Annotated in this window: 23 protein-coding genes; 1 reads left to right on the top strand and 22 read right to left on the bottom strand. The window is 64.8% G+C overall.

Annotated features, from left to right (window positions below; all coding sequences use genetic code 11):
- Positions 1-65: 65 nt before the first annotated feature.
- The gene (locus AC0CH3_RS02605; RefSeq protein WP_465237522.1) at positions 66-1,148 is read left to right on the top strand and encodes a carbohydrate porin; all 1,083 of its coding nucleotides are present in this window, start codon (positions 66-68) and stop codon (positions 1,146-1,148) included.
- Positions 1,149-1,203: 55 nt separating this feature from the next.
- Here the strand turns inward: AC0CH3_RS02605 and AC0CH3_RS02600 are convergent, their stop codons facing one another.
- From AC0CH3_RS02600 to rpsQ, 22 genes are all read right to left on the bottom strand, one after another.
- Entirely contained in the window at positions 1,204-2,148 is a 945-nt protein-coding gene (locus AC0CH3_RS02600; RefSeq protein ID WP_354301782.1) for a GGDEF domain-containing protein, read from the bottom strand.
- Positions 2,149-3,136: 988 nt separating this feature from the next.
- Positions 3,137-4,693 carry a glutamine-hydrolyzing GMP synthase gene (guaA, locus tag AC0CH3_RS02595; protein ID WP_354301780.1) on the bottom strand — a complete coding sequence of 519 codons (1,557 nt, stop codon included), beginning with the start codon at positions 4,691-4,693 and terminating at the stop codon, positions 3,137-3,139.
- 94 nt (positions 4,694-4,787) lie between these two features.
- A complete protein-coding gene (rplQ, locus tag AC0CH3_RS02590) occupies positions 4,788-5,210 on the bottom strand; it encodes a 50S ribosomal protein L17 (RefSeq protein ID WP_056015519.1) in 423 nt (140 codons plus the stop codon).
- 166 nt (positions 5,211-5,376) lie between these two features.
- The gene (locus AC0CH3_RS02585; RefSeq protein ID WP_031395236.1) at positions 5,377-6,447 is read right to left on the bottom strand and encodes a DNA-directed RNA polymerase subunit alpha; all 1,071 of its coding nucleotides are present in this window, start codon (positions 6,445-6,447) and stop codon (positions 5,377-5,379) included.
- Positions 6,448-6,547: 100 nt separating this feature from the next.
- Positions 6,548-6,937, bottom strand: coding sequence for a 30S ribosomal protein S11 (gene rpsK / locus AC0CH3_RS02580; RefSeq protein WP_031395237.1), 390 nt, complete (start codon positions 6,935-6,937; stop codon positions 6,548-6,550).
- Between the two features lie 80 nt (positions 6,938-7,017).
- On the bottom strand, positions 7,018-7,386 hold the full coding sequence (rpsM, locus tag AC0CH3_RS02575) for a 30S ribosomal protein S13 (RefSeq protein ID WP_333994044.1): 369 nt from the start codon (positions 7,384-7,386) through the stop codon (positions 7,018-7,020).
- Between the two features lie 196 nt (positions 7,387-7,582).
- Entirely contained in the window at positions 7,583-7,816 is a 234-nt protein-coding gene (locus tag AC0CH3_RS02570) for a hypothetical protein (protein ID WP_056015524.1), read from the bottom strand.
- Between the two features lie 80 nt (positions 7,817-7,896).
- Positions 7,897-9,240 carry a sensor histidine kinase gene (locus tag AC0CH3_RS02565; RefSeq protein ID WP_354301776.1) on the bottom strand — a complete coding sequence of 448 codons (1,344 nt, stop codon included), beginning with the start codon at positions 9,238-9,240 and terminating at the stop codon, positions 7,897-7,899.
- A 6-nt stretch (positions 9,241-9,246) separates the two neighbouring features.
- Positions 9,247-9,939: a winged helix-turn-helix domain-containing protein gene (locus tag AC0CH3_RS02560; RefSeq protein WP_056018595.1), complete on the bottom strand. Its 693-nt coding sequence runs from the start codon at positions 9,937-9,939 to the stop codon at positions 9,247-9,249.
- Between the two features lie 227 nt (positions 9,940-10,166).
- Complete coding sequence (locus AC0CH3_RS02555) at positions 10,167-10,817, bottom strand: adenylate kinase (RefSeq protein ID WP_056018598.1); 651 nt, start codon at positions 10,815-10,817, stop codon at positions 10,167-10,169.
- 51 nt (positions 10,818-10,868) lie between these two features.
- Positions 10,869-12,233, bottom strand: a complete 1,365-nt coding sequence (gene secY, locus AC0CH3_RS02550; protein ID WP_056015528.1) for a preprotein translocase subunit SecY — start codon at positions 12,231-12,233, stop codon at positions 10,869-10,871.
- 376 nt (positions 12,234-12,609) lie between these two features.
- Positions 12,610-13,152, bottom strand: a complete 543-nt coding sequence (gene rplO / locus AC0CH3_RS02545) for a 50S ribosomal protein L15 (RefSeq protein WP_056015531.1) — start codon at positions 13,150-13,152, stop codon at positions 12,610-12,612.
- A 107-nt stretch (positions 13,153-13,259) separates the two neighbouring features.
- Positions 13,260-13,436 (bottom strand): 50S ribosomal protein L30, encoded by a 177-nt coding sequence (rpmD, locus tag AC0CH3_RS02540; RefSeq protein ID WP_055872633.1) that lies wholly within the window; start codon positions 13,434-13,436, stop codon positions 13,260-13,262.
- A gap of 6 nt (positions 13,437-13,442) precedes the next feature.
- Positions 13,443-14,234 carry a 30S ribosomal protein S5 gene (gene rpsE / locus AC0CH3_RS02535; protein WP_082445708.1) on the bottom strand — a complete coding sequence of 264 codons (792 nt, stop codon included), beginning with the start codon at positions 14,232-14,234 and terminating at the stop codon, positions 13,443-13,445.
- 3 nt (positions 14,235-14,237) lie between these two features.
- Positions 14,238-14,594 (bottom strand): 50S ribosomal protein L18, encoded by a 357-nt coding sequence (gene rplR, locus AC0CH3_RS02530; protein ID WP_056015533.1) that lies wholly within the window; start codon positions 14,592-14,594, stop codon positions 14,238-14,240.
- Positions 14,594-15,127 (bottom strand): 50S ribosomal protein L6, encoded by a 534-nt coding sequence (gene rplF / locus AC0CH3_RS02525; RefSeq protein ID WP_056015535.1) that lies wholly within the window; start codon positions 15,125-15,127, stop codon positions 14,594-14,596. Before rplF ends, rplR begins: the two co-directional genes overlap by 1 nt.
- Positions 15,127-15,522: a 30S ribosomal protein S8 gene (rpsH, locus tag AC0CH3_RS02520; RefSeq protein ID WP_031393751.1), complete on the bottom strand. Its 396-nt coding sequence runs from the start codon at positions 15,520-15,522 to the stop codon at positions 15,127-15,129. Before rpsH ends, rplF begins: the two co-directional genes overlap by 1 nt.
- Before the next feature lie 9 nt (positions 15,523-15,531).
- The gene (gene rpsN, locus AC0CH3_RS02515; protein ID WP_056015537.1) at positions 15,532-15,837 is read right to left on the bottom strand and encodes a 30S ribosomal protein S14; all 306 of its coding nucleotides are present in this window, start codon (positions 15,835-15,837) and stop codon (positions 15,532-15,534) included.
- Positions 15,838-15,995: 158 nt separating this feature from the next.
- Entirely contained in the window at positions 15,996-16,619 is a 624-nt protein-coding gene (gene rplE / locus AC0CH3_RS02510) for a 50S ribosomal protein L5 (protein WP_200916134.1), read from the bottom strand.
- Positions 16,612-16,929 (bottom strand): 50S ribosomal protein L24, encoded by a 318-nt coding sequence (gene rplX / locus AC0CH3_RS02505; RefSeq protein ID WP_333994048.1) that lies wholly within the window; start codon positions 16,927-16,929, stop codon positions 16,612-16,614. Before rplX ends, rplE begins: the two co-directional genes overlap by 8 nt.
- Positions 16,929-17,297, bottom strand: a complete 369-nt coding sequence (gene rplN, locus AC0CH3_RS02500) for a 50S ribosomal protein L14 (protein ID WP_031393755.1) — start codon at positions 17,295-17,297, stop codon at positions 16,929-16,931. The genes rplX and rplN overlap by 1 nt, the downstream gene beginning before the upstream one ends.
- Before the next feature lie 233 nt (positions 17,298-17,530).
- Positions 17,531-17,803, bottom strand: coding sequence for a 30S ribosomal protein S17 (gene rpsQ / locus AC0CH3_RS02495; protein ID WP_031393756.1), 273 nt, complete (start codon positions 17,801-17,803; stop codon positions 17,531-17,533).
- Between the last annotated feature and the right edge of the window lie 8 nt (positions 17,804-17,811).

Raw genomic sequence — 17,811 nt, 5'->3', positions numbered from 1 at the left:
GGCCGACATCGATATTCGCGCAAGCCATGTCGGACGATGCCGCCCCTGCCCCGCATCCGGTCACTATGGAGGTTCGCTATGTCGCCGACGCGATCGGCGTCCTCGCGGGTGGCAGCGATCGCGGCGCGCGTGCACTCGAGAATCTCGACGTGACGACCGACGGCGATCTCGATCGCCTGATCGGGTGGCGCGGTGCGAAGGGGCATGTCCATCTGCTGAGCAACCATGGCGGTGCGATCAACACGCTGGCGGGCACGATCCAGGGCGTCGACAACATCGAAGTCGCGGACGGACGGACCAAGCTGTACGAAGCCTGGGTCGAACAGAGGCTCTGGCAGGATCGCGTCTCGCTGCTGGTCGGACTGTCCGATCTCAACGTCGATTTTTATCAGGACGATTCCGCCGGGCTGCTGATCGCGCCTGCGTTCGGGATCGGGTCGGAACTGGCGGCGACCGGACCCAACGGCCCCTCGATCTTTCCGTCGACCGCGCTGACGTTCCGCGCGGACGTCAGGGTCGGTGGCGCAGGCTATGTGCGCGCCGCGATCGTCAATGCGCGCGCGGGCGTGCTGGGCGACGCTGCCGGGATGGACCTCGGCATGCATGACGGCGCGTTGCTGATCGCGGAGGCGGGTATGACCGCGAACGGCAAGCTGGCGATCGGCGCATGGCGATACACCAGGCGGCAGGACGATCTGTTCGCGCGCGACATTGCCGACGCGCCGGTACACCGCATCGCGACGGGGGCCTATGTCCTGCTCGACCAGCGCGTGTCGGGCGGCGATGACCGGGGCGTCGACGTCTTCCTCCGCGCAGGTCTGTCCGAGGGCAGGACCACGCCGTTCGTCGGTGGGTTCCAGACCGGCGTGCTGGTCCGCGGCGCCATATCGGGCCGGCCCCGGTCGGAACTGTCGACGGGCGTCTTCCAGGGCGCGCTGTCGTCCGCGTTCCGGCGCAACCTCGCGACCACCGGCCAGCACCCCGATGCGACCGAGACGGGGTTCGAGATCACCTATCGCGACACCGTCGCGTCGTTCCTGACGATCCAGCCCGATCTGCAATATGTCCGCCGCGCGCATCTCGAGCGCGGGCACCGCGGCGTGCTGATCGGCGGGGTCCGGATCAGCATGACGTTCGACCGGTCCTGAACCGATCGAGCCGGGGCAACATTGGTCCTGCCCGAGGCTCGTCGATCGAAGCGTCTCAGCCCTCGACCTGCCCCAGCCCCCTGACCGCGGCTCGGTACAGCGCGGCGCGTGCCTGGCTGAGCGCTGCCTCCTGATCGCCGCCCTGCCCCACGACGATCCCCGCGGACGCCGTCACCACGCCGATCCACTCGCCACTGCCGCGCAGCTTGAGCCGGCGTGTCTCGAACGACGCGAGAACCTCCTCGGCCAGACCGCGCGCGGCGGCCAGCGCGACGTCGGTCACCACCAGGACGAACTCGTTGCCCGTCCAGCGGATGACCTCTTCCCCGTGGAACGCCTGACGCAGGTTCGCGACGAAGGCGCTCAGGACGTTGTCCCCGACCGCGTGGCCGAAGCGTTCGTTGATCCCGGCCAGATCTGCGACGCTGAAGATCAGCATGACATAGCTGCGATGCTGATCCGCCAGATGCGCGAACATCGGCCGCGCGCCCTCCGGGGTGAGCGCCTGCGTGGCGGTATCGCGCATCGGGTCCGCGCGGCGTTCGCCGAGCGACCCCAGATCCGCCTGCAGCCGCGCGACATCCCTGCGCAGATCCGCGAGTTCGCGCTCGGCATCGGACAACCGCGTCACCAGCGCGGTCGATTCGGGCCACCCTTGCGCGTCGATCGACATCGCGGTGACATCGTTGCTCAGCGACTGCGTCAGCGCCTGTGCATCCGACGTCAGTGCGTCGAGCTGGTCGGCATGGCGGGTGACCGCGGTCTCGCGCTCCGTCGCCCTGTCCGGCCTTGCGGGTAGATAGCGGTCGCTCAGCGTCTCCAGCGACCGCGCCGTCAGCCGCAGGCCACCATCCGTTTCCGATGCCACGGCACGCGCGAGGTCCGAGTTTGGATCGCCGACGACGGCAAGCGCGAAGGCGTAATTGGCGGCCATGGGCTCGAGACGGTGCACCTCGAGGAATGCCAGCGCATCGCGCGCGGCAACGAACGCATTCGGCATGCTCGTAAAGGACCCTTCGCTAACCCTGCGCTGCCTAACGCGGCGTCACGGTCGTCCGTTTCACGCCGGTGGCACGAATTAGCAAATGTTCTGTTGTCGCAAGCGACCCCGCATCGCCCCGCAGGCCAGGCGGGCATCGCCGGTTTCACCGCCGACACTGGGCTGCCCGGCGGGCGAACGCGTCCGTTTCGGCCGAACCGAGCCTGCGATGTGACGAACTGCTCTGTCATGTTTCGCAACCGATGCTAGCGTATGTCCGTGCCGAAACGTCGCTGACGTGCCGGCCTCGGTGCCCCGCCCGGATGCGAGAGTGTCACACGGACGGGCGGGGCACCTCGTTCATTTGAAATTCACTTATGTTTGTCATATCGACGGCTAGAGGCATCGCTTTCAGTATCGCGTAACCTTCAGCGCCCCGCCAGCTTCAGTCACACGGACCGGCGGGGCGCGCAGCCTCCCGGCGCAAACGACCGATTCGCGACGATAGGTCCGCCCCGATCGATACCCCGCCTCCGCGCCCTGGCGCTCGACGGCTTCCCCGGTCTGTCTCCAGCGATATCTTCTTGATAATTCTGCGCCCGGATCACCCGATCGGACGTTGACCCTGCAGGTATGCCGGGTCGTCGATCCTTTGGCTCGTCACCAAGGCGGCCCGGCATACTGAAGTTTCAAAACCCTTGAACTGCCAGACCATTAGGTCCATATTCGATCTGTCCGACGCACTACCCCAAGACGGTGACGTCGGCACTGGACTGCGGCCCGCACGAGTTTCCCCCCTTTCTCGAGCGGGCCGTTTCGGTTCCGTATACCGGCCCGCCAGAAATGAGCATCGCCGATGGGGCAATCCGCACTCTGTCAGCGCCGGACGTTGAGCCCGCCAGCCAGATAAGCATCGATATCCGCCTGCCGAAACATACGCGCGGTGCCCGGAAAGCGAGTGCCACCAGCGTTGCCTCGCCGATCTCCTCGCCCACCTAGTGCGCCGCTGTTATTCCCACTCGATCGTGCCGGGGGGCTTCGAGGTGTAGTCGTAGGTCACCCGGTTGATGCCCTTGACCTCGTTGATGATCCGCGTCGCGACGCGCGGCAGGAAGTCGCCGGGGAACTGGAATGCCTGCGCGGTCATCCCGTCGGTCGACGTCACCGCGCGCAGTGCCAGCACGTTGTCATAAGTGCGGCCGTCGCCCATCACGCCGACGCTGCGAACCGGGAGCAGCACCGCGAACGCCTGCCAGATCGTATCATAGAGCCCCGCCGCGCGGATCTCCTCGAGGTAGATCGCGTCGGCCTTGCGCAGGATGTCGCAGCGCTCCTTGGTGACTTCGCCGGGAATGCGGATCGCGAGGCCGGGTCCGGGGAACGGGTGACGGCCAACGAAGATCTCGGGCAGCCCCAGCTCGCGACCTAGCGCGCGGACCTCGTCCTTGAACAGTTCGCGCAAGGGCTCGACGAGCTTCATGTTCATGCGCTCGGGAAGACCGCCGACATTGTGGTGGCTCTTGATCGTCACCGACGGCCCGCCGGTGAAGCTGACGCTCTCGATCACGTCGGGATAGAGCGTACCCTGAGCCAGGAACTCCGCCCCGCCCAGCTTCTTGGCTTCGGTATCGAACACGTCGATGAAGGTCTTGCCGATGAACTTGCGCTTCAGCTCGGGGTCGGTGATCCCGGCGAGACCCGTGAGGAACAGCTCCTCGACGTTCACATGGATCAGCGGAATATTGTAGGCGCCGCGGAACAGGCTGACGACCTGTTCGCTCTCGCCCGCGCGCATCAGGCCGTGATCGACATAGACGCAGGTGAGCTGCTCGCCGATCGCCTCATGGATCAACACCGCCGCCACCGCCGAATCGACGCCGCCTGAAAGGCCGCAGATGACACGGCCGCTGCCGACCTGAGCGCGGATCTCGGCGATCTTGGTGTCGCGGAACTCGGCCATCGTCCAGTCGCCGCTGAGACCGCAGACGTGCCGCGCAAAGTTCGCGATCAGCTTGCCGCCATCGGGGGTGTGGACGACCTCGGGGTGGAACTGAACGCCGTAGAAGCGCCGCGCCTCGTCGGCGACGATCGCATAGGGCGCGCCGGTCGACACCGCGACGGGGGTGAAGCCTGGCGGGATCGCGTCGACCTTGTCGCCGTGGCTCATCCAGACCTGATGCCGCTCGCCCTCGGCCCACAAACCGTCGAACAGCGCGCAGGGCGACTTGACCTCGACGAAGGCGCTGCCGAACTCGCCGCCATCGCCCGAGACGATCACGTTGCCGCCCAGCTGTGCAGACATGACCTGCTGGCCGTAACAGATGCCGAGGATCGGGATTCCCGCCTCGAAGAAGCGCTGCGGCACGCGCGGGGAATTCTCCGCGGTGACCGAGGCGGGACCACCCGAGAGGATGATGCCCTTGGGCTGCATCCGGTCGAACGCGGCCTCGGCCGACTGGAAGGGGGCGATCTCGCTATAGACGCCGGCTTCGCGCACGCGGCGGGCGATCAGCTGGGTTACCTGGCTGCCGAAATCGACGATGAGAATGCTGTCTGGATGCTCCATGTCGGGCGCATAGCCGGATGGGACCCGTAACGAAAGAGGCCGCGCCTCCCGGATGGGAAACGCGGCCTGCAATTCGACTAACGAGAGGCGGGGATTATGCCGCTTCGTTGTAATCTTCGTCCGACATCACCGGACCCGAATCCTGGCCCTTCGCCGAGACGTCGCGGTCGACGAACTCGATGACGGCCATCGGCGAGGCGTCCGACATGCGGATACCGGCCTTGATGACGCGGGTGTAACCGCCGTTGCGATCCGCATAACGGGTCGCCAGAACGTCGAACAGCTTGATCAGCTGCGCGTCGTCGAGCAGCTTGGCATGCGCGAGACGACGGTTGGACAGTCCACCCTTCTTCGCGAGCGTGATCAGCTTCTCAATGTAGGGACGCAGTTCCTTCGCCTTGGCGACGGTGGTGGTGATCTGCTCGTGCTTGATGAGCGCAGCGCTCATGTTGCGGAACAGGGCAAGACGGTGGGCCGAGGTCCGCTGAAGCTTACGGCCGCCTACGCGATGGCGCATGTTTAATACCTTTTCGTTCGTTCAGGGGCCGTATGAGGTACCCGGGAGCTGGTGGGGACGGCGGCCCACCCGATTATCCGTCATCCCAGCGAAGGCTGCGATCCAGGGTAGAATACGGTGCCGTCCGTTATCCTGAATTGCGTCAGGATAACGGACGGCTTCGCACTCAGCCCATGATTTCCTGCTCGAGCTTCTTGGCCATCTCTTCGATGTTCTCAGGTGGCCAGCCCGGGATTTCCATCCCCAGACGAAGACCCATCGACGACAACACTTCCTTGATCTCGTTCAAGGACTTGCGGCCGAAGTTAGGTGTGCGCAGCATCTCGGCTTCGGTCTTGCCGACCAGATCACCGATATAGATGATGTTGTCGTTCTTGAGGCAGTTCGCCGAACGCACCGACAGCTCGAGCTCGTCGACCTTCTTGAGAAGGTACCGGTTGATCTGCTGCGTGTCGCCAGCCGGCTCCGCACCACCGGCAGCGGGTGCTGCCTGGCCGATCGGGGCCGACGAACGCGTCACCGACGAATCGTCGAAGTGGACGAACAGCGCGAGCTGGTCCTGGAGGATGCGACCGGCATAGCCGACTGCGTCTTCCGGGGTGATCGTGCCGTCGGTTTCGATCGTCAGCGTCAGCTTGTCGTAATCCAGGTCCTGACCGACGCGGGTCGGGTCGACCTTGTACGACACCTGACGTACCGGCGAGTAGAGCGCGTCGACCGGGATCAGACCGATCGGCGCGTCGGCCGGGCGGTTTGCGGTCGCGGGCACGTAACCCTTACCGATGTCGGCGGTCAGCTCCATGTTGAGCGTCGCACCCTCATCGAGGTGGCAGATCACGAGATCCTTGTTCATGATCTCGATGTCGCCCGAGACGGCGATATCGCCGGCCTTGACTTCACCCGGACCCGTTGCCGAGAGCTGGAGGCGCTTGGGCCCCTCGCCCTGCATGCGGATCGCGATCTGCTTCACGTTGAGGACGATGTCGGTCACGTCCTCGCGGACGCCTGCCAGAGACGAGAACTCATGCAGCACGTTCTCGATCTTGATCGAGGTGACGGCCGCGCCCTGCAGCGACGAGAGCAACACGCGACGCAGCGCGTTGCCGAGCGTCAGGCCGAAGCCACGCTCGAGCGGCTCGGCGATGAAGGTCGCCTTGCGCTTGGTGTCGCCACCGGCCTTTTTCTCCAGGCCGCTGGGCTTCTTGAGTTCCTGCCAGTTCTTTGCGTTGACAGACACTTGCTTCCCCTAATTTGGGGGCCGGCGGAAAGGACTCCCGCCGGCCATGAATATGCACCCGTGCCGCGCGATCAACCGCGCACGGGCAACGTCGGAGAAATCAGACGCGACGACGCTTCGAAGGACGAACGCCATTGTGCGGGATCGAGGTCACGTCGCGGATCGACGTGATCTGGAAACCGACCGCCTGCAGCGCGCGCAGTGCCGACTCGCGACCCGAACCGGGACCCTTCACTTCGACTTCGATCGTCCGGACGCCGTGCTCGGCGGCCTTCTTGCCGGCGTCTTCCGCTGCGACCTGCGCCGCGTACGGGGTCGACTTGCGCGAGCCCTTGAAGCCCATTGCGCCCGCCGACGACCACGAGATCGCGTTGCCCTGGGCATCGGTGATCGTGATCATGGTGTTGTTGAAGCTGGCATTCACGTGAGCGACGCCAGAGGTGATGTTCTTGCGCTCGCGCCGCTTAATGCGCTGAGGTTCGCGTGCCATGGTGTATTTCCTGACCTGTATCTTCATGACGCCGGGCGGTCCCTTCGGACCGGCGCCGGCGGAGTAATCCGGTTAAGGGATTACTTCTTCTTACCGGCGATCGGCTTGGCCTTGCCCTTGCGGGTGCGCGCATTGGTATGCGTGCGCTGGCCGCGGACCGGCAGGCCCTTGCGGTGACGCAGGCCGCGATAGCAGGCGAGATCCATCAGGCGCTTGATGTTCATCGACGTCTGGCGACGCAGATCGCCCTCGACGGTGTGATCGGCGTCGATCGTCTCGCGGATGTGCAGGACTTCCTGGTCGGTCAGGTCCTGGACTCGCGCCGTGTCGGCGATGCCGAGCTTGGTGACGATTTCCTTGGCCTTGGTCGAACCGATGCCGTGGATATAGGTCAGCGCGATTACCACGCGCTTGTTGGTCGGGATATTAACACCCGCGATACGTGCCATGAACTTGGTTCTCCTGCTCCACGGGCCCCGGCATGGCTGCACGGCGCCCATCTCCTAGCGATGATCCGAAACGCACGACGACGGCGTACGCAAAAAAGCGCCGCCGGGAACCGTCGTATCGGGAAAGCCGAATTAGGCGCGGGCAAACGAACTGTCAAGCCGCGGGTTCCGCGCGGTGCCGCAGCAGCGCGACGGTTCAGGCTGCGGGATCGACCACCAGCCGCATCGTCTGCCAGCGCCGGATCGCCACCACGAACCAGATCAGTTCGACCGCGCCGAACGGCCACGCGCCCTGCAGGAAACCATAGACCGACCCGAGCAGGCACCCGACCGCGAAACCGAACGTCCACCAGTGCGACCCCGCCTCCTTCGCATAGCAAAGCAGTGTGAACGAAACGGCAGCGAGGCCGAAGAGCGAGAGCGCGTCCATAGCCGCCCTTAATCCCGTCCGCCCCGACAACGCCACCCCCTGCGGTAACGAAACGGCGTACACCCGGCTTGGCGTACGGCTTAAAAGGGCAGGACGATCCGCGCGACGAGGCCCGGCGCGTTGTCGCCGAGTTCCAACCGGCCATCGTGCAGCCGCGCGACCGCCTCGATCAGCGAGAGCCCGAGCCCGGCGCCGGGCGTCGTCCGCGCGCTGTCGAGCCGGCCGAATCGCTTGAGCGCCTGCGCGCGATCCGACTCCGCGATACCCGGGCCACGATCCTCGACCTGGATCACGACGCCGTCCCCGCGCTCGATCAAACGCAGCGTCACCGATCCGCCGGTTGCACCATGCCGCAGCGCATTGTCGATCAGGTTCGCGATCGCCTGGCTGATCAACTCGCGGTGCAACGCCATCGGCATCGGCCGGTCGTCGATCGCGACCTGGAACGTCAGCCCGGCATCCTCCGCGACGGGCGCATAGAGCTCGCCGATCTCCTCGATCAGGTCGGCGGGCGACACCTCGATAAAACGGTCGCGCGACACCGATCCCGACCGGCTGATCTCGATCACCATCGTCAGCATCCGCATGACGAGATCGGTCTCGGTCAGCAGCCCGCCAAGCGCGACCTCGCGCGCATCGGGGTCGGCGATCAGCACCGCCTGCTCGGTCTTGGTGCGCAACCGCGCCAGCGGCGACCGCAGATCGTGCGCGAGGCTGTCGGTGACGACGCGCAGTTCGGCCATCACGCCTTGGAGCTTGCCGAGCATGACGTTCAGCCGGGCGGCCAGCCGATCGAACGCATCACCCCCGCCCGCCACCACGCCGACGCGCCGTGACAGGTCGCCCTCGCCCGCCGCCTCGATGACGTTGGCGATCGCGTCGAGCCGTCGCCCGACATAGCGCGCGAGCACCAGCCCCCCGAAAATACCCAGCGCGAGCGACAGCGTGATCGCAAACGCCAGCGCGCGCTCCATCGCTCGCTCTTCCGCCGCGATCAGGTCGAGATTGCGTCCCGTGAGCAACCAGTTCCGGCCAATGGGATAGAGCGCATAGCCCGTCTCCCGCGCCGCCCAGAGCGAATCATTGCCGAGCCGCGCGATACGGAACGTCGTCGTCTTCAGCGGGATCGTCACGCGATCCGGCGCCATGCCCTGCAGACTGCGCCCGTTCGCGTCGAGCAGCGCGAGCACCTGCGATACGTCGCCCGGATTGTCCGCCTCGCGGATCGCCGCGCGAAGCTCCGGCAGCCCGCCGATCTGCCAGACGGTGCGCAGCGCATCCGACTGCTCGGTCGTCTCGCGCCGGATCGCATCGATCGCATCCGCACTCGTCTGCTTCCAGACGAACCCGATCAGCGCGAGATTGGATACCAGCGACAGGATGATCGCGAGCAGCGCGATCCGTGCGGTGATCGACAGCCGCAACGCGGGTCAGCCGTCGACCGCGAGCCGATACCCTGCCCCGCGCACCGTATGCAGGATCGGCGTCGGGAATCCGTCCTCGAGCTTGCGGCGCAGACGACCGATATGCACGTCGACGACGTTCGAGCCTGGGTCGAAATGATAGTTCCAGATCTTCTCAAGCATCATCGTCCGCGTCACCACCTGTCCGGCATGACGCGCGAGAAACTCGAGCAGGTTGAATTCGCGCGCGCCGAGCGGGATCGTGTTGCCGCCGCGCGACACCACGCGCGCGAGCAGGTCGATCTCCAGGTCGCCGACCGAAAGCTTCGTCTTCTGCGGGTCGCTCGCCAGCCGGTCGGAGCGGCGCACCAGCGCCTCGACGCGCGCGGACAGTTCGGCGAACGAGAAGGGCTTGCACAGATAATCGTCCGCGCCCGCCTTCAGCCCGTCGACGCGGTGGTCGACCGCCGCGAGCGCAGACAGGATCAGGACCGGGGTGACGATCCCCGCCGCCCGGATCGCGCTGACCATCGCCAGCCCATCGAGACCCGGCAGCATGCGATCCGCGATGATGAGGTCGAAGATGCCCTCGCTCGCGAGGAACAGCCCGTCGCGACCATCGCCGCACGACTCCACGGCATAGCCCGCCTCGGCCAATCCCTTGACGAGATAGCTCGCGGTGGAGGCATCATCTTCTACGATCAGGATCTTGCGGTTCACGGCGTCATCGCTTTCACCTGTCTCCATAACGGAAAGGCCGGCGGAAAGCACGTTTCCGCCGGCCCCCACGGTACCCCCGGGAGTGACGGGCACCGATCTCTGGAAACGCTTCCGGCCGTTGCTGGCCTTGGCGCTGCTCTAGGATCAGGTGACCGTCGCCGTGATGACCCAAAGATGACAATTTTGTCATGTCACCGACGCCGTACGCGACGTCGGTCGATACGGGCCTATTTCTCGTCGAGGATCGCTGCGATCGCGGACCCGACATGCGCGATGTCCGCCATGCCGTCGACCCGGCGCACCAGACCGCGCGATTCGTACAGCGGCAGGATCGGCGCGGTCTTCGCGCGATACTCCGTCATTCGGTTCGCGACGGTCTCGGCATTGTCGTCCGGGCGGCGCTTGAACTCGGTCGAGCCGCACACGTCGCACACGCCCGCCACGACCGGCTGCTTGTGCCGGTCATGATAGCCCGCACCGCATTTGGCGCAGGTGTAGCGGCCGACCACGCGGTCGATCAGCGCGGTCTCGTCGACCGCAAGCTCGATCACGAAGTCGAGCGTCCGGCCGCGTTCGGCGAGCAGCGCGTCGAGCGCGTGCGCCTGCGCCTCTGTCCGGGGATAGCCATCGAAGATCACGCCCTCGGCCGTGTCCGGCTGGTCGAGCCGCTCACCGATGATGCCGGACACGATCTCGTCGCTGACGAGGCCGCCCGCGGCCATCACGGCCTTCGCCTGCAGCCCGACGGGCGATCCGGCGGCGACCGCAGCGCGGAGCATGTCGCCGGTCGACAACTGGACCATGCCGCGATCGGCGACCAACGTGGCCGCCTGCGTACCCTTGCCCGCGCCTGGCGGGCCAAGAAGGATGATATTCACGAAACGCACTCCCCTCGTTCGTGCAGGATAATAACTCGGTAACCCCGCATCTTAGCGAAGTCGACCGCCCTTCAGCTTCGCCTTCTTGATCAGGTCGCCATATTGATGCGCGAGCAGATGGCTCTGGATCTGCGTCACCGTGTCCATCGTCACGTTGACGACGATCAGCAGGCTGGTGCCGCCAAGGTAGAACGGGATCGACAGCGCGGTCACCAGATATTCGGGCAACAGGCAGATGATCGTGAGATAGGCGGCACCGATGACGGTGATGCGCGTCAGTACGTAGTCGAAATAATTCTCGGTGTTCTTGCCCGGACGGATGCCGGGGATGAACCCGCCATGCCGCTTCAGATTGTCCGCGGTTTCCTCGGGGTTGAAGACGATCGCGGTGTAGAAGAACGAGAAGAAGATGATGCCGGCGCCGTACAGTAGCATGTACACGGGGCTACCGTGCTGCAGATACTGGTTGAGGGTGATGATGAAATCGCCCCACTTCGACTCGCCCGCGACGCGCTGGCCCGCGAACTGCGAGATCGTCAGCGGCATCAGCAGCAGCGACGAGGCGAAGATCGGCGGGATGACGCCCGCGGTGTTGATCTTCAGCGGCAGATGGCTGCGATCCGCCTGCATCCCGCGCTGCGTCTGGCGCTTGGGGTACTGGATCAGGATGCGGCGCTGCGCGCGCTCCATGAAGCAGATGAACAGCACGAGCAGGACCACCGCGACGATGATGCCGATCAGCTTGATCGGATCGAGGCTGCCCGAACGGCCGCCCTCGAGCAGGTTGACCAGCGTCGTCGGCAGATGCGCGACGATACCGGCCATGATGATCAGCGAGACGCCGTTGCCGATGCCGCGGCTGGTGATCTGCTCACCCAGCCACATCAGGAACATCGTACCGCCGATCAGCGAGATGACGGCCGCGATGCGGAACGTCATGCCGGGTTCGATGACCGCGGCGATGCCCTGGTTCGCGCCGAGCGTCTCGAGCCCGACGGCGATGAAATAGCCCTGCACCGCGGTCAGGCCGACCGTGCCGTAACGGGTGTACTGGTTGAGGCGCTTGCGGCCCGATTCGCCGTCCTTCTTGATCGCGGCGAGCGTCGGCGACAGCGAGGTCGCGAGCTGCACCACGATCGAGGCGGTGATGTAGGGCATCACGCCGAGCGCGATCAGCGACATGCGGCTGAGCGACCCACCCGAGAAGGTGTTGAAGAAGTCGAGGACGCCGCCCTGCGTCTGCTGCGAAAGCAGGCCGAGCGCGGTGGGATCGACCCCCGGCAGCGGCACGTAGCTGAGCAGGCGGAAAACGATCAACGCGCCGATCGTGAACCACAACCGCTTCTTGAGGTCGGTTGCCTTTGCGAATTTCGAAAGGCTGATGCTTTGCGCCATCTGGTCGGCTGCGGATGCCATGCGTGTGATCGTCCTGGAAACAAAGAAGGCGGGATGCGTTATGACCGCCCCCGCCGCTCATATAGGCGCACGAGCGCGCTTGTCTAATGCCTAGGTGGGATATGGCGAGGTGGCGAGCCACCCGATCGGCTCAATTCCACCGCCGCGTCACTGTCCTCACCGCATTCCGTTCGTCCCGAGTAGCCCTCGAGCTTGTCGAGATGGCGTATCGAAGGACTTGCCCGCTCGGGTCTTGTACCTCGATACGACGTCTCGACTACGCTCGACCTCTACTCGGCACGAACGGAATGCGCGAGGGACGGACTTCGCGCTGAACCCTAGGCAGCACGAACAAAAAAGGGAGGGAACGCACCCGGCGTTCCCTCCCCCTTCAAGGTCAGGCGTTGAACGACGCCTTGTGCGCCGCACGCTCCTTGTACTTCACGCCCTTCTTGGCGGCAGCCTTCTCGGCTGCGGGGACGAAGTGGATCACCTCGACCTTGCCGCCGATCTTCTCGACCGCTTCGATCGCGCCCTTCGACGCGCCATCGACGGTGAACGAGAGGACCGTGGTCAGCTCACCCTTGGCGAGGAGGCGGACGCCGTCCTTGCCGCCGCGTGCCAGGCCAGCGGCCTTCAGCGCGTTGTGGTCGAGCGTGGCGTTCGCCTCGATCTTGCCGGCATCGACCGCGAGCTGGATCGCGCCGAGGTTGACCTCTGCGAAGTCCTTGCGGAAGATGTTGTTGAAGCCGCGCTTAGGCAGACGCATGTGGAGCGGCATCTGGCCGCCTTCGAAGCCGGCGATGGACACGCCCTCGCGGCTCTTCTGGCCCTTCTGGCCGCGGCCGCCGGTCTTGCCCTTGCCCGAGCCGATGCCGCGTCCGACGCGCATCTTGGACTTACGGGCACCTTCGTTATCGCGGAGTTCGTTGAGCTTCATGGTAATGCACTCGCTTTCGCTTGTTACGCGCTGTGGAAATGGATTCTGGAATAAGAAAGGGGGCCGTTAGCCCCCTTTCCCGTATTTGTCACGTGGGTCGTGAAGGCTCAGCCTTCGACCGACACCATGTGCTGCACCTTGCGGATCATGCCGCGGACCTCTGGGCTGTCTTCCAGCTCGCGGGTCTTGTGCATCTTGTTCAGGCCGAGACCGATCAGCGTTGCGCGCTGGTCCTTCTCGCGGCGGATCGGCGAACCGGTCTGCGTGATCTTGATGGTAGCCATGATCGCTTACTCCGTGATCGCAGCTGCATCAGCCTCGGGGGTCTTCGACCCACCGTGGCCGAGCAGGTCGGCGATCTTCTTGCCGCGACGCTGTGCGACGGCCTTGGGCGAGGTCTGCTCGCCAAGGGCTTCGAACGTTGCGCGGATCATGTTGTAGGGGTTCGACGTGCCGACCGACTTGGTCACGACGTCCGCAACGCCCAGCGATTCGAAGACGGCGCGCATCGGGCCACCGGCGATGATGCCCGTACCCTGAGGCGCCGACCGCAGCGTGACCTTGCCTGCACCGAAGTGACCGTTGCCGTCATGATGCAGCGTGCGACCGTCCTTGAGCGGAACGCGGACCATCTTCTTCTTGGCAGCTGCCGTCGCCTTCGAGATGGCTTCCGGCACTTCGCGTGCCTTGCCATGACCGAAGCCTGCACGGCCCTTGCCGTCGCCGACGACGACGAGTGCTGCAAAGCCGAAGCGCTTGCCGCCCTTGACCGTCTTCGAGACGCGGTTGATGTGCACCAGCTTCTCGATCAGCTCTTCGCCGCCATCGTCCTGACCAGGACGACCGCCACGATTGTCACGACCACCGCGACCGCCGTCACGACCACCGCGGTTGCCGCCCGGGCCACCGCTGCGACCGCCACCGGGTCCACCACGACCGCCACCGCCGCCGCCACCGGGACGACCACGGCCACCGCCGGTGTTGCCTTGGTAGCCGGTGCTCTGCGGCACGTTCTGAGCCGTGACGTCCTGTGCGGTCGTCTCGGGTGCGATTACCGCTGGCGTGTTGTTTTCGTCAGCCATGTCTTAGAACTCCAATCCGGCTTCGCGCGCGGCATCGGCAAGAGCCTTCACGCGACCGTGGTAGAGGAAGCCGCCGCGATCGAACACGACCTGAGTCACGCCCGCTGCCTTGGCAGCCTCGGCGACGCGCTTGCCGACCGAAGTCGCCGCGTCGATGTTGGCGCCGGACGTGTCGCGCACGTCCTTCTCCAGCGTCGAGGCCGAAGCGACCGTCGTGCCAGCGGCATCGTCGATCACCTGGGCATAGATGTGCTTGCCCGAACGATGCACCGACAACCGCGGACGGGTGCCTGCGCGTGCGCGGAGCGCGGTACGATTGCGGCGACGCCGCTTTGCGAAAAGAGAGAGACCCTTGGTCATTACTTCTTCTTCCCTTCCTTACGGAAGATGAACTCGCCGTCGTACTTGATACCCTTGCCCTTGTAAGGCTCGGGCTTGCGCCACTGACGGATTTCGGCGGCCAGCTGGCCGACCTTCTGCTTGTCGGAACCCGAGATCTCGACCGTGGTGTTGTCCGGGGTCTTCACCTCGATGCCTTCCGGCACGTCGATGTTCACGTCATGGCTGTAGCCGAGCTGCAGCTTGAGGTTACGACCCTGGGCAGCGGCACGGTAGCCGACGCCGGTGATCAGCAGCTTCTTGGTGAAGCCTTCCGACACGCCCGTAATCAGGTTCTGCACCATCGTACGCTGCATGCCCCAGAACGCGCGAGCGCGCTTGGTGTCGTTGGCCGGCTGCACCGAGATGCCGCCGTCTTCGATCGTGTAGCTGATCTCTTCGCGCAGCGGCATCGTGAGCGTGCCCTTGGGGCCCTTCACGGTCAGCTGCTTGTTCTCGATGGTCGGCGTAATGCCGGCCGGTACCGAAACCGGCTTCTTACCAATACGGCTCATCAGAACACCTCCGCGAGGACTTCGCCGCCGACGTTCTGCTCGCGTGCTTCGGAATCCGAGAGCACGCCGCGAGGCGTCGAGACGATGGTGATGCCGAGGCCGTTACGGACGCGCGGGAGTTCCTGCGAGCCGGAATAGACGCGACGGCCGGGCTTCGAGACGCGCGCGACATGCTTGATCGCAGGCTGGCCCTCGAAATACTTCAGCTCGATGCGAAGGCCGGCCGCGGGGCCCATCTGCTCTTCGCTATAGCCACGGATATAGCCTTCGCGCTGCAGAACGTCGAGCACGCGGACGCGCAGCTTCGACGCCGGCGTCAGGACGGAGTCCTTCTTCGCGCGCTGGCCATTACGGATACGGGTGAGCAAATCACCCAGGGGATCGGTCACTGCCATGATTAGTCCTTACCAGCTCGACTTCGTGACGCCGGGGATCAGGCCCTTGTTGGCCAGATCGCGCAGCTGAATACGGCAGAGCCGGAACTTGCGGTAATAAGCGCGCGGGCGACCGGTCAGCTCGCACCGGTTACGGATGCGGGTCGGGTTCGCGTTGCGCGGCAGGGCCGCCATCTTGAGGCGAGCGATCAGACGCTCACCATCGTCGAGCGTCTTGTCCGCTGCGATCGCCTTCAGTGCCGCGTACTTCGGGGCATACTGCTTGACCATGCGCTTGCGGCGCTCGTTCTTGTTGACTGAACTCAGTTTCGCCATCGACTTAAGTTCTTTCTTTCTTCTGCCCCCTCGCCCCTCCGGGGAGAGGGTCGGGGTGAGGGGCAGCCCAGCAGGACCGCGCCTCCAGTTTTCGGGCGGGGTAAGGGAGACTCACTCCCCCTCACCCCAGCCCTCTCCCCGAGGGGAGAGGGAGTCTCTTACGCTGCCTTCTTCGCGTCGGCAGCGTCGTCTTCGATCGGGAACGGGAAACCGAACAGACGCAGAAGCTCGCGAGCCTCGTCGTCGGTCTTTGCGGTCGTCGTCACGATCACATCCATGCCGCGGACCTTGTCGACCCGGTCATAGCTGATTTCTGGGAACACGATCTGCTCCTTGATACCGCAGGCATAGTTGCCACGGCCATCAAAGCTCTTCGGGTTGAGGCCGCGGAAATCGCGGACGCGGGGAAGAGCGATCGTGATGAAACGGTCGAGAAACTCGTACATGCGCTCGCGGCGAAGCGTGACCTTCACGCCGATCGGCATGCCTTCGCGCAGCTTGAACTGTGCGATCGACTTCTTGGCCTTCGTCACGACAGGCTTCTGGCCGGCGATCAGCTCCATTTCGGAAGCAGCCTGGTCGACCTTCTTCTTGTCCTGCGTGGCTTCGCCGACGCCCATGTTCAGAACGATCTTGTCGATCCGCGGGATCTCCATGACGTTCTTGTAGCCGAACTTGTCGACCATCGCCTTGATGATCGTCTCGTCGTACATCTTCCGCATGCGCGGCGTGTAGGCGACCTCGGTGCCAGCGGCGTCTGCGCCAGTGTTCTGATCAACCATTGATCTTCTCCCCGGTCTTGACGGCCACGCGGACCTTCTTGCCGTCCTGCTCCTCGAAGCGGACGCGGGTCGGCTTGCCGTCGGCGGTCACGTGCGCGACCTTCGAAACGTGCATCGGTGCTTCCTTGCGGACCAGGCCACCCTGCGGGTCGCCCTGGGTCGGCTTGGTGTGGCGCACCGCGATGTTGACGCCCGCGACGACGACCTTGTCGGCCTTCGGCATCGACATGGTGACTTCACCGGTCTTGCCCTTGTCCTTGCCGGACAGGATGATGACCTTGTCGCCCTTCTTGATACGCTGGCTAGCCATTACAGCACCTCCGGCGCGAGGCTGATGATCTTCATGTGCTTCTTGCCGCGCAGCTCGCGAACGACTGGGCCAAAGATACGAGTGCCGATCGGCTCCTCGTTCTTGTTGACCAGCACCGCGGCGTTGCCGTCGAAGCGGATGACCGTACCGTCTGCACGGCGGATATCCTTGGCGGTACGCACGATCACCGCGCGGTGAACGTCGCCCTTCTTCACACGGCCCCGTGGCTGCGCTTCCTTGATGCTGACGACGATGATGTCGCCAACGCCTGCAACACGACGCTTGGAACCCCCAAGCACCTTGATGCACTGCACCCGCTTCGCGCCGCTGTTGTCAGCGACGTCGAGATTGGACTGCATCTGGATCATGGATCCGTATCCCTTCTCTGTCTCTGGGGTCGATACCGACCGAACCCCGCCTAAAAAATCACCCCGCCGCGGCAGAACCGCAACGGGGAGGAGCGGCCGCTTAGCCGTTCCCTCGGTGGAACACAAGGTTCCAATGTAAACCGTCATCCCGGCGAAAGCTGGGATCCGGAGTGATCAGGCGTTACGCCCTTGGCTCTGGATCCTGGCTTTCGTCAGGATGACGGGAACCCCGTTCAGCCCTCGGCCGAAGCCCGCTCCGGCGTCGCGTGGGTGTTTACCCGCTCGATCACCTTCCAGGTCTTCAGCTTGGAGATCGGTGCGGTCTCTTCGATCCGCACGGTCTCGCCCTGCTTGAACTCGTTGCTCTCGTCATGAGCATGATACTTCTTCGAGCGACGGATGATCTTCCCGTAGAGCGGGTGCTTCACCTTACGCTCGACGTTCACGACCACCGTCTTGTCGCCCTTGTCGGACACGACCAGACCGGTCAGCACGCGCTTCGGCATGATGTGTT

It is taken from the genome of Sphingomonas sp. AC449, from assembly GCF_979253475.1.
This window is presented reverse-complemented; position numbering and strand designations above follow the sequence as displayed.

Excerpts from the sequence above, each read along its gene's own strand:
- AC0CH3_RS02605 (WP_465237522.1), top strand. The coding sequence starts at position 66 with ATGGAGGTTCGCTATGTCGCCGACGCGATCGGCGTCCTCGCGGGTGGC.
- AC0CH3_RS02600 (WP_354301782.1), bottom strand. The coding sequence starts at position 2,148 with ATGCCGAATGCGTTCGTTGCCGCGCGCGATGCGCTGGCATTCCTCGAG.
- guaA (WP_354301780.1), bottom strand. The coding sequence starts at position 4,693 with ATGGAGCATCCAGACAGCATTCTCATCGTCGATTTCGGCAGCCAGGTA.
- rplQ (WP_056015519.1), bottom strand. The coding sequence starts at position 5,210 with ATGCGCCATCGCGTAGGCGGCCGTAAGCTTCAGCGGACCTCGGCCCAC.
- rpsK (WP_031395237.1), bottom strand. The coding sequence starts at position 6,937 with ATGGCACGCGAACCTCAGCGCATTAAGCGGCGCGAGCGCAAGAACATC.
- rpsM (WP_333994044.1), bottom strand. The coding sequence starts at position 7,386 with ATGGCACGTATCGCGGGTGTTAATATCCCGACCAACAAGCGCGTGGTA.
- AC0CH3_RS02570 (WP_056015524.1), bottom strand. The coding sequence starts at position 7,816 with ATGGACGCGCTCTCGCTCTTCGGCCTCGCTGCCGTTTCGTTCACACTG.
- secY (WP_056015528.1), bottom strand. The coding sequence starts at position 12,233 with ATGGCATCCGCAGCCGACCAGATGGCGCAAAGCATCAGCCTTTCGAAA.
- rplO (WP_056015531.1), bottom strand. The coding sequence starts at position 13,152 with ATGAAGCTCAACGAACTCCGCGATAACGAAGGTGCCCGTAAGTCCAAG.
- rpmD (WP_055872633.1), bottom strand. The coding sequence starts at position 13,436 with ATGGCTACCATCAAGATCACGCAGACCGGTTCGCCGATCCGCCGCGAG.
- rpsE (WP_082445708.1), bottom strand. The coding sequence starts at position 14,234 with ATGGCTGACGAAAACAACACGCCAGCGGTAATCGCACCCGAGACGACC.
- rplR (WP_056015533.1), bottom strand. The coding sequence starts at position 14,594 with ATGACCAAGGGTCTCTCTCTTTTCGCAAAGCGGCGTCGCCGCAATCGT.
- rplF (WP_056015535.1), bottom strand. The coding sequence starts at position 15,127 with ATGAGCCGTATTGGTAAGAAGCCGGTTTCGGTACCGGCCGGCATTACG.
- rpsH (WP_031393751.1), bottom strand. The coding sequence starts at position 15,522 with ATGGCAGTGACCGATCCCCTGGGTGATTTGCTCACCCGTATCCGTAAT.
- rpsN (WP_056015537.1), bottom strand. The coding sequence starts at position 15,837 with ATGGCGAAACTGAGTTCAGTCAACAAGAACGAGCGCCGCAAGCGCATG.
- rplE (WP_200916134.1), bottom strand. The coding sequence starts at position 16,619 with ATGGTTGATCAGAACACTGGCGCAGACGCCGCTGGCACCGAGGTCGCC.
- rplX (WP_333994048.1), bottom strand. The coding sequence starts at position 16,929 with ATGGCTAGCCAGCGTATCAAGAAGGGCGACAAGGTCATCATCCTGTCC.
- rplN (WP_031393755.1), bottom strand. The coding sequence starts at position 17,297 with ATGATCCAGATGCAGTCCAATCTCGACGTCGCTGACAACAGCGGCGCG.
- rpsQ (WP_031393756.1), bottom strand. The coding sequence starts at position 17,803 with ATGCCGAAGCGCGTGCTGACCGGTCTGGTCGTGTCCGACAAGGGCGAC.